This window comes from Oceanicaulis sp. (assembly GCF_965249665.1).
Taxonomy (GTDB): Bacteria; Pseudomonadota; Alphaproteobacteria; order Caulobacterales; family Maricaulaceae; genus Oceanicaulis.
Genome location: NZ_OZ252247.1, coordinates 668,578 through 683,730, shown reverse-complemented (window position 1 = coordinate 683,730; position 15,153 = coordinate 668,578). Strand labels below are relative to the sequence as shown.

General features: G+C 60.7%; 11 protein-coding genes. 10 read left to right on the top strand and 1 reads right to left on the bottom strand.

The features are described from left to right. The first annotated feature begins 13 nt into the window (after nt 1–13). From ACP154_RS03330 to ACP154_RS03310, 5 genes are all read left to right on the top strand, one after another. Nucleotides 14–586: a TetR family transcriptional regulator gene (locus ACP154_RS03330; protein ID WP_158267823.1), complete on the top strand. Its 573-nt coding sequence runs from the start codon at nt 14–16 to the stop codon at nt 584–586. Continuing rightward, nucleotides 583–1,647, top strand: coding sequence for an efflux RND transporter periplasmic adaptor subunit (locus tag ACP154_RS03325; RefSeq protein ID WP_421856829.1), 1,065 nt, complete (start codon nt 583–585; stop codon nt 1,645–1,647). The genes ACP154_RS03330 and ACP154_RS03325 overlap by 4 nt, the downstream gene beginning before the upstream one ends. Nucleotides 1,648–1,673: 26 nt before the next feature. Continuing rightward, nucleotides 1,674–4,760: an efflux RND transporter permease subunit gene (locus ACP154_RS03320; protein WP_421856832.1), complete on the top strand. Its 3,087-nt coding sequence runs from the start codon at nt 1,674–1,676 to the stop codon at nt 4,758–4,760. Between the two features lie 160 nt (nt 4,761–4,920). Beyond that, nucleotides 4,921–6,306 carry a hypothetical protein gene (locus tag ACP154_RS03315; protein ID WP_421856835.1) on the top strand — a complete coding sequence of 462 codons (1,386 nt, stop codon included), beginning with the start codon at nt 4,921–4,923 and terminating at the stop codon, nt 6,304–6,306. Nucleotides 6,307–6,378: 72 nt separating this feature from the next. Further along, a complete protein-coding gene (locus ACP154_RS03310; RefSeq protein ID WP_421856838.1) occupies nt 6,379–6,561 on the top strand; it encodes a hypothetical protein in 183 nt (60 codons plus the stop codon). 8 nt (nt 6,562–6,569) lie between these two features. Here the strand turns inward: ACP154_RS03310 and ACP154_RS03305 are convergent, their stop codons facing one another. Beyond that, nucleotides 6,570–7,373: a DUF1295 domain-containing protein gene (locus tag ACP154_RS03305; RefSeq protein WP_421856841.1), complete on the bottom strand. Its 804-nt coding sequence runs from the start codon at nt 7,371–7,373 to the stop codon at nt 6,570–6,572. A 166-nt stretch (nt 7,374–7,539) separates the two neighbouring features. Here ACP154_RS03305 and ACP154_RS03300 point away from each other — a divergent pair, with 166 nt between their 5' ends. The 5 genes from ACP154_RS03300 to ACP154_RS03280 all read left to right on the top strand — a co-directional run bounded on the left by ACP154_RS03300 (nt 7,540) and on the right by ACP154_RS03280 (nt 14,972). Further along, nucleotides 7,540–7,869 (top strand): metalloregulator ArsR/SmtB family transcription factor, encoded by a 330-nt coding sequence (locus ACP154_RS03300; RefSeq protein ID WP_107711651.1) that lies wholly within the window; start codon nt 7,540–7,542, stop codon nt 7,867–7,869. A gap of 2 nt (nt 7,870–7,871) precedes the next feature. Next, a complete protein-coding gene (locus ACP154_RS03295) occupies nt 7,872–8,756 on the top strand; it encodes an MBL fold metallo-hydrolase (protein WP_421856844.1) in 885 nt (294 codons plus the stop codon). A gap of 10 nt (nt 8,757–8,766) precedes the next feature. Next, nucleotides 8,767–9,198, top strand: coding sequence for a TIGR01244 family sulfur transferase (locus ACP154_RS03290; protein WP_107711649.1), 432 nt, complete (start codon nt 8,767–8,769; stop codon nt 9,196–9,198). Between the two features lie 312 nt (nt 9,199–9,510). Then, a complete protein-coding gene (locus ACP154_RS03285) occupies nt 9,511–12,285 on the top strand; it encodes a hypothetical protein (RefSeq protein WP_421856847.1) in 2,775 nt (924 codons plus the stop codon). 86 nt (nt 12,286–12,371) lie between these two features. Beyond that, entirely contained in the window at nt 12,372–14,972 is a 2,601-nt protein-coding gene (locus ACP154_RS03280) for a TonB-dependent receptor domain-containing protein (protein WP_421856850.1), read from the top strand. Nucleotides 14,973–15,153: the final 181 nt, after the last annotated feature.

Genomic DNA, 15,153 nt, shown 5'->3' with positions numbered 1-15,153 from the left:
TGAGGCGTCCCTTTTGAATTATACCCCGTCAGCCCCGTCTTCTGATGACAAGCCAAGCACGTCCGAGCTTATCCTGGACGCGGCGGAGCGCGTGGTCGCGCGTGACGGGGCCAGCTTGACCATTGATGCGGTTGTCAAGGAAAGCGGGTTTTCGAAAGGGGGCGTTCTTTACAATTTCCCGTCCAAGAAAGCGCTGATCGAGGGCATGATCCAGCGTATGATCGATCGTTTTCTGGAGCGGCATGAAACTGCAAAAGCGCAGGCTCTCGCAGAGAACACGCCGCTCCTGCCCGCACTGATCTCGGCGTTATTTGACGACAAGCATGTGGACCGGCAGGTGCATATGGGGCTGCTGGCGGCGCTGGCGGAAAGCCCTGAGCTCATTGAGCCGATCCGCCAAGTTTATCAGCATATCCGCGAAGACATGCTGACCTACGCCTCCGACCCCTATGTGGCCCGGATCGTCATGCTGGCCGCAGACGGCCTGCATTTCTCCGAAATTCTGGGTCTTGAAACCTGTTCGCCAGATGAGCGCGAAGCCATAGAAGCTCGCCTCATCGCTCTTGTTACGGAGCCTCCCCGATGAACACCCGAAAACTGATGCTGGGGGTAATCGCCTTTGGCGTTCTCGCCGCCTGCTCTCCCGCTGAACCAGAAGAGCAGGCGCCGCCCAGGGCCGCGCGCATCGAAGTCGTACAAGCGGCCGCCACCTCCAACCAGCGTGAGTTTGTGGGGCGTGTGGAAGCGCGCCTCACTGTCGATCTCTCCTTTCAGGTCGGAGGTCGACTGTCGGAGTTTCCGGTGTCGGAAGGCCAGCTGATCGAGCAGGGCGCCCTGGTAGCCCAGCTTGAGGCCCAGGATTTCGAACGCGCCCGACGCGAGACGCAGGTTCAGCTGCAACAGGCGCGTCAAAACCTGGATCGGCAGAGAACGCTCAATGAACGCGGCATTGCATCGGACGCTGCGCTGGAAGATGCGCAGACAGCTTACGATCTGCGCGTCGTCGCGCTCGACACGGCCCGTCAGAATCTTGAGTACGCGACAGTCAATGCGCCCTTTGACGGGCTGATCAGCCGACGGCTTGTCGACAATTACACCACCGTCTCGGCAGGCCAGCCGGTGGTGCGCATCCAGGATGTCAGTGAGTTGCGGGTCGCCATCCAGGTGCCTGAAAGCATGATCGCCCAGATGGATCGTGACGAGCGGCCAGGCATGACCGCGCGTTTCCCCTTCCTGCCCGATCAGAGTTTCGAGCTGGAATATCGCGAGCTTGTGGCGGAGCCGGATCAGGCGTCTCAGACCTATACGGCTTTGCTGGCGCTGCCCGACACCGTACCCGCGAACATTCTGCCGGGGATGACCGCTTCTGTGACGGTCAATGTGCCGCAAACCCTGTCAAACCAGGCGCAGGGCGTCGTCGCGCCGCTGTCTGCGCTGGCGTCCAATCCTGACGGCAGTTTCTCAGTCTGGCTCTTTGACGCTGAGTCCGGCGCAGTGAGCCGCCAGCCTGTGCTTGCAGGCCCGATCGAGGGTGGTCAGGTGGTCATCCATACAGGGCTGGAGCCGGGGGATGAAATTGTCACCGCCGGTGTGAATGCGCTTTATGAGGGGATGCGCGTGCGCCCCATCACGCCCAGCAATCGCTGACGGACTGAGACAGGGAGCGTCTGATCATGACCGAAACCGCCCAGTCCGGGGTCGGCGGCAAGTTCAATCTTGCCCGACTGTCAATCGAACGTCCGGTTCTGACCTGGCTTGTCATTCTGTTCTGCCTGTTGGGCGGGATACAGGGCTTCATGTCCGTGGGGCGCTTGGAAGACCCTGCTTTCACCATCAAGGAGGCCATTGTCGTCACGCCTTATCCTGGCGCGACTGCGGAAGAGGTGGAGGACGAAGTCACCGAACGCCTGGAAACCGCCATTCAGCAGATGAGCCAGCTCTATGAGGTGTACTCGGAAAGTGCGCCGGGCGTCAGTGAGATCCATGTGCGCATGCGCGACGAATTTGACGGTTCGCAATTGCCGCAGATCTGGGATGAGCTGAGGAAGCGGGTCAGGGACGCCGCCCCGAGCTTGCCGCCCGGCGCCGGAAGCTCGCAGGTTCTTGATGATTTCGGCGATGTGTACGGCATTCTCTATGCCGTCACAGCGCCGGGCTATTCTGATCGTGAAATCCGCGATATCGCCGATGATCTGCGTCGTGAATTGCTGGTGGTGGATGGGGTCTCCAAGGTTGAGGTCGCCGGCGTCACTGAAGAACGCATCTATATCGAAATTTCCCAGGAAGACCTGGCGCGTCTGGGGCTTCCCGTGGAAGCCGTGCTCTCCACGCTCTCCAATGAAAATGCGGTCGTGACTGCGGGCGAGGCGCCGTCGGGAGATCGCCTGTTACGCATCGAAATGCCCCAGTCGATCGGCGGCGTTGAATCCATTGAAAACCTGCTGATTTCACCGCGCGATGCGGGTCAGACCTTGCGTCTGTCTGACATCGCCAGCGTGACGCGCGCACCGGTCGAGCGGGCGGACGTCTATATTTACCATAATGGCGAGCCATCCTTCACTCTGGGCGTGTCCGGTCTTGAAGACGCCAATATCGTCGATGTGGGCGAAGCTGTGGAAGCCCGGCTGGCCGAGCTTGAGCAGGACCTGCCGGTCGGCGTCGAGCTCAAGCCGATCTATGAGCAACACACCGTCGTGGCCGAAGCGACCAACGGATTTCTGATCAATCTGGCGATGTCGGTCGCCATTGTGATCGGGGTGTTGTGCTTGTTCATGGGCTGGCGGGCCGGGGTGACGGTGGGGGTCGTGCTGTTGCTGACCGTGCTCGGCACCTTGTTCTTCATGAACGCGTTTGACATCACCATGCAGCGCATTTCGCTGGGCGCCCTGATCATCGCCATGGGCATGCTGGTGGATAACGCCATTGTGGTGACCGAAGGCATTCAGGTGTCCGTCCAGCGCGGCGAAGACCGGATGAAGGCGGCCGAAGACGCGGTCAGCTCAACCCAATGGCCGCTGCTGGGCGCGACCGTCATCGGCATCATGGCGTTTTCGGGCATCGGATTGTCGCCGGACTCTACGGGCGAGTTTCTGTTTTCGCTCTTCGCCATTATTGGCATTTCACTGGTGCTGAGTTGGGTCCTGGCGATCTCGGTCGCCCCCATGATCGCGTATCATTTGTTCAAGGGCGAAAAGGCTAATCCTGACGACCCCCATGGCCGCGGCATATATGGCGTCTATCGCAATATGTTGGTGACCGCGCTCAAGCACCGGATCGTGACCGTCTTGGCGCTCGTGGTGGTGTTTGTGGCGTCCATCATCGGGTTTGGCTCGGTCAAGCAGGCTTTCTTCCCGAACTCGAACACGCCGATGTTCTACGTGAACATGACCATGCCGCAGGGCTCAGACATTCTGGCCACCGACGAGGTGATCCGTGATGTGGCGCGCTTCGCCGGTGAGCAAGAACATGCACGGTCGGTGGATGCGTTCGTAGGGCGCGGCGCGACCCGTTTCATGCTGACCTACACCAGCGAACAGCCCAATCCCGCCTATGGTCAGCTCATTGTGCAGACCGAGACGCTGGACGAAATACCGCCATTGGCGGACGCTATAATGGCGTATGTGACCGAGACCCATCCTCAGCTCGAAGCCCGGTCTGAGCGGATCGTGTTTGGTCCGCCCTCCGGCGCCCAGCTGGAGGCGCGGTTCATGGGGCCGGACGCAGAGGTGCTCAGGTCTTTGACTGAAGAGGCTCTGCGGCGGCTCAGCGAGGCGGGCGAGTTCCGTGATCTGCGAACGGATTGGCGCAATCGTGAGCTTGTGCTCGTGCCGCAGATCCAACCGGATCGCGCCAGAACCATTGGCGTCACCCGGGCGGATGTGGCCGAGGCGCTGAGCTACGCGACGTCCGGCTCGCAAGTGGGCGTGTTCCGTGAAGGCGATCTGCTGATTCCAATCATTGCCCGGGCGCCGGATCATGAACGCGCCCAGCCCGACAGCCTGACAGACCGGTTGATATGGAGCCCGTCTCAGAATGCTTATGTGCCGATCAGCCAGGTGGTCAGCGGGTTTGCGGTTGAACCTCATGAAAGCCTGATTCAGCGTCGAAACCGCGTGCGCACGCTGACTGTACAGGGCAATCCTGCGTCCGATGACACCACGGCGGCCTCGGCTTTCCCCCGCTTTGCGGAAGTGGTCAACGGCATTGATCTGCCTCATGGCTATTCAGTCGAATGGGGCGGGGAATACGAAGCCTCCAGCGAAGCCAATGAATCGCTGGGCGGCGTGTTGCCGCTTAGCTTCGTGGTCATGCTGGTGATCAGCTTTGTCCTGTTCCAGACCGTGCGCCAACCGCTGATCATCTGGCTGATCGTGCCGATGTCGATCAGCGGCGTCAGCATGGGGCTTCTGGCCACCAATGTGGCCTTCTCATTTACAGCGCTGTTAGGGCTGTTGTCGTTGTCCGGGATGCTGATCAAGAACGCCATTGTTCTGGTGGACGAAGTGGATCAGCGCATCAATCGCGGCGATCCGCGCTTTGACGCCATGGTGAAAGGCTCGGTCAGCCGTTTGCGACCGGTGCTGCTGGCGGCGGGGACGACGATCCTGGGCATGACTCCGCTCATTTTTGACGCCTTCTTCCAGGGCATGGCGGTGACCATTATCTGCGGACTGGCGTTTGCAACGATCCTGACCATGATCGCGACGCCGGTCTTTTATGCCCTGTTCTTCAACATCAAGGATGACGAGGTGACGGCCTAGCCGCCGAGCGGCGATGTCGCCGGGCGGTCAGGGCCTGCCCGGCGCCACAGGCGTCGACCCATCCATTTCACGCTATGTTAAGACCTTCGCAAGGTGAGTGCGATCTGGTGTCGAAGTAACTGACGCAGGGACCGGGGTGATTCGCTCCGGGAAGGGACTCATGGAGCTCGCCACCGCAGATGCTGTTCAACCCCGCGAGGGCGAGGCCGCGTTCATTCTGCAATTGCGACCACCGCAAACCGCGAACGCGGACGCGCTGGCTTCGGGACTGGATCGTTTCACCTCTTTGTTCCTGGAGCGGGCGGTCAGCGACCGGGTGCGCTTCTCCCCGCTTGGCGCTCTGACCTGGGCGTTGTGCGCGCCGACAGAGCATGTGGACGATGTGGACGCCGCCTGTGATGAGCTGGCCTCTACCTTGTTCGGTGACCCGGCGAGTGAAGCCGTCCATCTGGCGCGACAGCCCGACCAGCCACGACAGGAAGATTACCGCATTCAAAATCAGGCGTTGTCTGATGAAGAAGGCGATGCCGTGATGCAGGATCTGGCCGAACACGAATGGGATCTCGACGCAAAGTCTGAGAGCGCGGACCCTGAGACAGCCCCGGATGACGACAGCTTTGATCTGGATGACCCGACGATTGATCTAGATGCGTTTGACGCGTCTGAGGACGGTGACTGGGATCTTGGCAAACCTATTGATGAAGATCAGGTCGTGGTCCTTGATGTAGGCCCTGAAGACACTGAGCTTGAAGCTGAGGCTGTAGCTGAGACAGAAACAGAGAGTGCGGACACGGCTCTGACCGGCGCCGAGGCTGACTGCAACGATCATGATTTCACCGAAATAGACGATGCAGAGCGCTCTGACCCGGAAGAAGAGTTTGAGCTGGCCGCTATGGGCGACGACAGCGCAGACGAGGTGGGCGTTGACGAGGCTACAGTCGAGGAAGACACGCCGACAAACGCCCATGACTCGCTCGAGCCCAGCGATGATGGTGATTATGTACTGGCGCTGGATGATCAAGACGGCGCGGTTGATCTTGAGGCGATGGCGCAGGACGACCAGCTCGCCAACGTGCTGGAAGATGCGCTCGACGAGATCAACGCCACATCGCGTATCTGGGATGAAAATGCGGACACGGTTGATATTGATGACATCGCGGCCTCGGCGCTGCATGAGACCCGCCTTGGCAGTCAGGTCGATATCGCCGCTGAACTGAGCGCCTTCCGTGAAGAGATGAAAACGATCGCTAAATCCATTCCCTCGGGCGGCATGGATGCGGCGCTGTCAGATTTCCGGGCGGGTCTGGAAACCTTGTCCGGTGAAATCGGCCAACGTGTTGACGGCGCGGCGCAGCGGATTGAAGCGGCCGTCGGCCAGCTGGACGTGAACCGCTATGACGCCGCCAGTCAGCGTGTGGAAAGCGCTGCGGCCTTGATGGAAACGAGCGTTCAGGAAGCTCTTCAAGCGCTTAAGAGCGCCAGCGCGGCCATGGCCACGCCGTCGGCCAGCGATATGCTTGCAGAAGCAGATCGGGAGTCGGTCTGACCCGAACCTTTCCGCTTGTTAATGAACATCGCGTAATGTTAGGCTTTCCCCGTAAACGCCGGGGAGGGCGATATGCGGCTACTGATAGTGATGGCGGGCGTTGGTCTGTTAAGTCTCGCACTGAGCGGCACTGCGCTTTACGCGTTTTGTTCTGATGTGTCGCAAGGCCGGGCGGAAGAGGCTGTGCGCTTTGTGGAGCGCTTCCTTGAAAGCGCGCCTGACGGCTTCAACACACCGCCCACGCGCCGGACCTGATCCCTTATTTACGCTTCTGATCTGGGCGGCCGCGGCACGAACGCTGAGGTTCTTGCCTTGTAGCGCGCATAGTCTGGACGCCGATCTTCTATATCCGCTTCCTGCAGGGTGACGCCGGACAGTTTGAGCAGGGTAAAAGTCACGAAGACCGGGCCAGGCAGAGCAAGCACGCCCCATCCGGTCTCCGCTGCAATGAGCCATAGTCCCCACCAGACGCAGACTTCGCCAAAATAATTGGGATGACGGCTCCAGGCCCATAACCCGGTATCAAGCACCTGACCTTGTTTGGAGGGATCGTGTTTGAAACGGCTGAGCTGAGCGTCGGCCAGGCTTTCATATACAATCCCGAACAGCGCCAGAGCCGCTCCGGCAATGCCCAGGGCGCCGAGCGCCGCATCACTGGCGAACGCCTGTCCCAGCTGGACAGGCAAGCTGGTCAGCCACGCCAGGACGGCTTGGGGCAGGAAGACGAACACCGCCGTTGTGAGCGCAAAGCTCCAGCCGCGTTTCTTACGCACTGAACTGAGCAATTTCACATAGCGGCGGTCCGCCCCCTCTTTCCGCCAGCGCAGAAACAGGTGAACGCCCAGCCTCATTCCCCACAAGGCCGCCAGTCCGGCAATCAGCATGTGTCGCCATGTCGCGCCATCGGTCAGCAGAAAGCTCAGCCCGGCGATCATCAGAATAGAGAAAGCCCAGAACGCATCAATAAAGCTGGGGTCTCGATTGATTTGAGCAATCCCCCATAGCACTGAAAATAATACTAAAACTGCCCCAAGGTTGAGGGCGAGCAGGCTCAGGGCGCTCATCATTTCAGCGACCTCCGGTCGATGCGAAAGGCGGGCGCGGCAGCGTTTTGCCGCGTGACACAGACATAGGATCAGAAAGTTCGACTGTGAGGAAGACTTGTCACTGGCGGTCAGGATTTCAATTATCAAAAAACGTAAGTTCAAATTGAGTAGACAAGGGTCCCGATCCATGGGCGCCGAACTAGACCTGGTTGAGTTGCGCGACCGCGCGGACGAAGTCGCCAGCCTGATGAAAATTCTCGCTCACCCAGGGCGTTTGCTGGTGGCCTGCGAGTTGATGGAAGGCGAGTGCTCGGTCTCTGAAATCGAGTCGCGCACAGGCGTGCGCCAGCCCAATCTGTCGCGGGATCTGGCGCGCATGCGCGATGCGGGCCTTGTCACGCCGCGCCGGGACGCCAAGCACGTCTATTACAGTCTGGCGGATGTGCGCATCCAAAAGCTGGTGTCAGCCTTGTGCCAGGCTTTCGGCCCCCAGGTTTCAAAAGGAGGCTTTGTGTAAAGATGACAAACCCTGCTTCACGTCTGAATCCGGCGGTCAAAGCCTTTTTTGACCCCGACACCTTTACGGTCAGCTATGTGGTCTCAGACCCGGCTACGTCAAAAGCGGCGATCATTGATTCCGTTCTCGATTACGACCCCAAGTCGGGACGCACCACTCATAAAAGCGCGGACGCCGTCATCGCTTATGTGAGAGAGCACGGGCTGGACGTGGATTGGGTGCTGGAAACCCATGTTCACGCCGATCATTTGTCCGCGGCGCCCTATCTGAAAGCCCAGCTGGGCGGACAACTGGCGATTGGCGCCAATATCCGCGCCGTCCAGTCGGTGTTCGGTGATGTGTTCAACGCCGAAGATGCGTTCCGGCGTGACGGCTCCCAGTTTGATCATCTCTTTGAGGATGAAGAGCGTTTCTTTATCGGCAAACTCGAAGCGCGCGCCATTCACACGCCCGGGCACACACCAGCCTGCATGACCTATGTTATCGGGGATGCGGCCTTTGTCGGCGACACCCTGTTCATGCCAGACTTTGGTACGGCGCGGTGCGACTTTCCCGGTGGTGACGCGCGCACGCTGTATCGCTCCATCCAGAAAATCTTCGCCCTGCCTGACGAGACGCGCCTGTTCATGTGCCATGATTACAAGGCGCCGGGCCGGGATGAATACGCTTGGGAGAGTACGGTTGCGGAGGAAAGAGACTCCAACATCCATGTTGGAGGCGGTGTTGATGAAGACAGCTTTGTCGCCATGCGTGAGCGGCGCGACGCGACGTTGGACATGCCCAATCTGATTCTGCCCAGCGTTCAGGTGAATATGCGCGCCGGCGAATTGCCGCCCGCCGAAGATAATGGCGTTCATTATCTGAAAATCCCGTTCAACGCGCTTTAGGAGTGAGGCGATGGCCTGTGTTCCGGTAACGTCTGACTTCTTCATTTCGGGACAGATCATGCCTGAACAGGTGCAAGCGCTCGCAGATCAGGGCTTCACCGCATTGATCAACAACCGGCCGGATGGCGAAGAGCCGGGACAGCCCGCTTCCGCGATCATCGAGGCGGCGGCTCGGGCTGCGGGTCTGGATTATGTGCACGCGCCCATGCACGGGGCGCAAATCCGCGAAGACGACATCACCCGTATTCATCAGGTGACACGACAGCCGTCAGGAAAAGTGCTGGGCTTTTGCCGCTCGGGCGCGCGCTCCATGCTGGGCTGGGCGCTGGCTCAGTCGCAAGACCGATCTGCGGATGATGTGATCGCTCTGGCGCGAGAGGCGGGACATGACCTGTCGCCGTTTCGCAGCGCGTTCGAGAGCCGGTACAGTTCGGGCGCTTGAGGCGCGTCACCTCATAGGTGAAAACGCCCTTCGTCATTCAAACTTCACAAAACCCTTAACGAGACGTGCACAGGCGCCACACTCGCGTGAACGCCTGTGTTGACTGGTGAATGCGCGCGCTCTTCCGAGGCGGCGTCGATTTTTTATGCGTGAATGGACCGCCTCAAAAAGCGTGTCACGGCTTCGTCACGCAACTGAGAAATCCACGTAACAATCTTGCTGTCTTTTCACCTCCCGAGCGACCGCCTGTGCTTGCAGCCAGTGCGGCGTGTTTTGAATGTTGCGCCACATAAAGTCCCTCGGGGGGTTCTGATGAAAGTTCAAATGTCCAAGCTGAAACTGCTGCTTGCAGGTGCGTCCTTCGCCGTGATCGCTGCGTGTTCGCAAGGATCCGATATCGCCTCTCCTGGCCCGTCGGCCCCGGGCACGCCTCCGGGCGGCGGCGGTGGCGGCGGCGGTGGCGGCGGCGGCACGGTGTCGTGCCCCTCTGGCTTCACCCAAACCGGCTCTGTGGGCGATTTCACCGCCTGTGAAGTCAGCGGTCAGATCCTGTCGAACCTCACCCTGGAAGCTGTTGATGGCGTCGCTTACCGCATCAATGGCCGGATCGATGTCGGCGCGGATATCGGCGCAGACGGCAACAAGGCGGGCGGCCAGTCCGCACGCCTCACCATCGAGCCGGGCGCCGTCGTCTACGGCGCATCGGGCGCTGATTACATCGTCGTGAACCGCGGCTCGCAGATCGAAGCGCTGGGCACCGCCTCTGCGCCGGTCATCATGACCAGCCAGGCCGACATCGAGCGCCGCGCTGCTGACGCGTCCGACCTGGGCGGCTCCAACACCGCCGAATGGGGTGGTCTGGTGCTGCTCGGCCAGGCGCCGATCAACCGCTGCCTGAGCGCCGCGGCGGCTCCGGGCTCTGTCGCTTGCGAAAACATCGTGGAAGGCGTGACCAACCCTGACGCCATTTACGGCGGCGACGACGCCAACGACAATTCGGGCATTCTGCGTTACCTGCAGGTTCGCTTCGCAGGCTTCGCCATCAACACGGCGGGCAACGAGCTGAACGGCATCACCTTCGCCGGCATTGGCGCAGGCACCGAAGTCAATCACGTTCAGGTTCACAACAACGAAGATGACGGCGTCGAATTCTTCGGCGGCAACGTCAACGTTCGCAACCTGGTCTTGACCGGCAACAAAGACGACTCCATCGACACCGACAACGGTTATCAGGGCAACATCCAGTTCGCGATCGTTGTTCAGAATGACGACATCGGCGACAACATCGTCGAAGCCTCCAGCGTCGCTCCGGGCGCCCTGCCGGCGTCTGACGCGACGATTTCCAACTTCACCTTCGTGGGTAACCGTTCGAACGCGTTCCGCCTGAACACCGGCACCGTCGGCACCTATGTGAACGGTGTGGTCGATTACGGCCAGGAATGCTTCCGCTGGCAGGACAGCGCTGGCGACGGCAACACCAGCTTCAACGCAGCAACCGACCCGAGCTTCCGCTCTGTCGTGTTTGATTGCGACGGCGGCCTGGCCTCCTCGAACTCTGTCGCTGGCGTTCCGGCTGCGGCCGTTGCAGCGGATGCGAACAATGTGGTCGGCGCCAACTCGCTGGCCTCTCGTCTGTTCCCGGGGCCCGTCGAGCAGGGCGTGACCGCGGTCGATCCGACCACGCTGGATCCGTTCTTTGAGCCGGCCAGCTATGCCGGCGCTTTCAGCGCTTCTGAAACCGAGACGTCCAACTGGGCGGCTGGCTGGACCTTCGGCCTGTTCCCGGAAGCCGCGTGCCCGACCGGCACTGCGGACACCGGTCTTGAGCTCAACGGTGAAACCATCTGCCGTGTTTCCGGTGTTCTGACCGACGATCTGCGCCTGACGCGCGGCAATGTCTACGAGATCTCCGGTCGCGTGGACGTCGGCATCGACGCCGGCGCTGACGGTACGGCTCCGAATGCGGATCCGGCTGTGCTGACCATCGAATCGGGCGTGACCCTGTTCGGCGACAGCGGCGCTGACTACATCGTGGTCAACCGCGGCTCCCAGATCTTTGCGAACGGCACCCGCGAAAACCCGGTGATCTTCACCTCTGAAAACGATCTGACCGGCAACCAGGTCGATCCCGACACCGCCACCGCGGAATGGGGTGGTCTGGTGCTGCTCGGCCAGGCGCCGATCAACCGCTGCTCGACCGGTTCGGTCGCAGGCGGTGATTGCCAGAACATCGTGGAAGGCGTGACCAACCCGGATGCGATCTATGGCGGCAACGACGCTGACGACAATTCCGGCGCGCTGCGCTTCATGCAGCTCAAATATGCCGGCTTCGCCATCAACACGGCGGGCAACGAACTGAACGGCATCACCTTCGCCGGGATCGGTCGCGGCACCACGGTCGAATACGTCCAGGTCCATAACAACGAAGATGACGGCGTCGAGTTCTTCGGCGGCAACGTCAATGTTCGCCACCTGGTCCTGACCGGCAACAAAGACGACTCCATCGACACCGATAACGGCTATCAGGGCAACATCCAGTTCGCGATCGTCGTCCAGAACGATCAGCTGGGTGACAACATCGTGGAAGCCTCCAGCGCGGGTAACGGCGTTACGCCGCTGTCCAACGCCACGTTGTCGAACTTCACCTTCATCGGTAACCGTTCGAACGCGTTCCGCCTGAACACCGGCACCGTCGGCCGCTATGTCAACGGTGTGGTCGATTACGGCCAGGAATGCTTCCGCTGGCAGGACAGCGCAGGTGACGGCGTCGCCGGCTACGACATCAACAATGATCCGCGCTTTGACTCGGTTCTGTTTGATTGTGACGCCGGTCTGGCCCGTTCGGGCTCTGACACCGCCGCCGCACAAGGCGCTGTGGACCAGGGGTCCAACAACTCCACCGCCATCGCAGCCACCCTGTCTGGCACGTTCGTCAACGGGACCGCAGAGAATGCGCGTCCGGTGTTCGACCCGACCACGCTGGATGCCTGGTTCGAGCCGGTCACCTATATCGGCGCCGTCGAGAACAGCTCTGACCGCTGGTGGGCGGGCTGGTCCTGCGGCCTGGAAGCGTCCTCTCCCTGCTAAGCGCACTTGAGCGCGAGCCGTCGGCGTCATGCGCCGGCGGCTCCGCTTCCTGCAGCTTGCTGGTGATGACCTGACAAAAGGTTCTGATGATGAATACGATGAAACTCATGCGTGGAGCGCTGCTCGCCTCGAGCGTTCTCCTCGCCCCGTCCGCTGCCTTTGCGCAGCAGGCGGATTCGGAGGCCGCGTCCGCTTCCAATCAAGTCGAAGACGTGGTGGTGGTGCGCTACCAGTACGTCCCCGAACCCCAGCGTCGCACCGCACAGGTTGCGAGCTTTCTGTCGGCTGAAGACCTGGCCCGGACGGGCGATTCAGACGCCGCCGCCGCTCTGGCCCGCGTCAGCGGCCTCAGCATTGTAGGCGGCCGTTTCGCCTATGTGCGCGGCCTCGGGGATCGCTACTCCTCGTCCTTGCTGAACGGATCGGTGCTCCCGAGCCCCGAACCGCTTCGCCGCACCGTGCCGCTGGATCTCATCCCGTCCGACCTTCTGGACGGTATTGAGGTTCAAAAGACTTATTCGGCCAATCTGCCGGCCGAATTTGGCGGCGGTCTGATCAATATGAGCACCGTGCGTCGCCCGGATGAGGACTTTTTCAGCCTCAAGGCCGGCGTTTCCTACAACAGCGAAGCGACGTTCCAGGACGGCCTGACCCATTCAGGCGCCGACCAGGACTGGACGGGCTATGATGACGGCCTGCGCAGCATGCCGTCTCCGCTGGCGGACCTGATCGCGACTCGCACGCCGCTGAACACCCAAAGCGATGAGTACATCGAAAACGCGGGTGAAAGCCTGACCAACTCGCCGGTCAACGTCATCCAGAACACTGAATATCTGCCGACCGGCTCGTTCAGCTTCGAGGCCGGCGCCTCGCGCATGCTGGGCCAGCTTGAAGTGGGTGTTGTGGCGACCGCTGGCTATGACAGCGACTGGTCATACCGCGAAGCGAACCGCCAGCGTGTGCTGGGCGGCATCATCGGTAATGATCAGACGGCTGTTGAAGGTCGTTTTGAAGCCGCCACGAATGCTCTGGTCGCCCTGTCTGCGGGTCTGGACAATCATGAAGTCCAGGGCCTTGTCTTTTACTCGCACGACACGGACAAGCGCTCTGAAATCACCACCGGCACCGACTTCAACGCGCCGGGCGCCACGGGTGAAATTCATGACGAGCAGACCGGCTGGTATGAGCGTGAGCTCACCATGTATCAGCTGAACGGCGAGCACGTCTTCGGCGATCTTGAGCTGAGCTGGCGTGGCGCGTATGCGGAATCCACCCGCGATGCGCCCTATGAGCGGACGCTGCGTCGTCTGATCGACCCGGTGACGGGTCAACCGAGCTATCTCGTGGCCAACAGCTACGACATCCGCTTCAGCGATCTGACCGATGAAGCCACCAGCTTTGGCGGCGATGCGCTCTACAATCTCGACCTGATGGGTTGGGACACGGTGCTGTCTGCCGGTTTCGACACGTCGAGCACCGAACGCGAATACAATCTCTACGCCTTCCGTTTCGTGGGCGGCAACTCGCTGCCGGACGATGTTCGCGTGGCGCGTCCTGACTTCCTGTTCTCGCCGGACAACATCGCGCCGACGCGGTTCATCCTGCAAGAGCTCTCCACCACGAACGACTCCTATACCGGCGAGCTGGACGTGGACGCTTATTACGCCCAGGCCGATGTGGAGTTCACCGACTTCATCCGCGCCACCTTCGGCGTGCGTCGTGAAGAAGCGACCCAGTCCGTGCAAACCTTTGATCGCTTCGGCAATCTGGGCGCGGGAACGGTCGACCTCGAAAACGAGTACACCCTGCCGGCCTTCACGGGCACCTGGACCTTCGCTGAGAACCTTCAGCTGCGGGTCGGGTATTCGGAAACCATCGCACGCCCGCAGTTCCGTGAACTGGCGCGTTCGAGCTATTTCGATCCTGAATCCGGCCGCGCCTATCGCGGTAACTCGGGCCTCGTGGACACCGAGTTCAAGAACTATGACGCGCGTGTGGAATACTATCTGGGCCGCGATCAGTTCATCACCGGTGCGGTGTTCTACAAAGAGCTGACCAACCCGATCGAAGAAGTGCAGTTCTCGACCTCGACCTTCGTGTTCGAAACCACCTTCATCAACTCGCCAAAAGCTGTCGTTCAGGGCCTCGAGCTGGAGTATCGCACCCAGTTCAACATTCCTGGCGACATCTTCTTCCTGTCGGATCGCGATTGGCGCTTTGGCGTCAACTACACCTACACCGACTCTGAAGTGGAAGCGGGTGATGGCGATCTGATCTTTGATCCGATCAGCCAGAGCTTGCAGCCGGCTGCGACCTATAACCTTGACGGTTCGGTGCTGCAGGGCACGCCTGAGAACATCATCAACGCGCAGCTGGGCTGGGCGAGTGATCAGGACGAGTTCAACCTGCTGCTGAACTGGGTGGATGACCGTGTTCTGCAACGGGGTCTGAGCCAGCCGGGCGCCGAGCTTCCCGACGTGATGGAAGATCCGGGCGTGATCCTGGACGCCACCTATCGCCGGGACCTCAATTACATCTATGAGGGCCTGTCTCTGAGCATCAATGCCCGCAACCTGCTCGATGAAGATCACATCGAGTATCAGGTCAGCGAAGGCATTGGCGAAACTCAGTTCAACACCTACGCCCGCGGGCGTTCCGTGTCTGTCAGCCTGACAGCGCGGTTCTAGGAGGACTGACGGGGCGGCCTTGCGCCGCCCCGTTACGCCCTTGCAGACCCAACACACAGGCAAGCGGGCGGACCTTGAGGTCTGTGCGCTTGTCTTTGCTTTCAGAGCGTGTTGCACAAGCGGGACGCGAAATCATAGGTTCGCGCTGATCCAACGTCCGTGTACGATGCACCATCCTTCC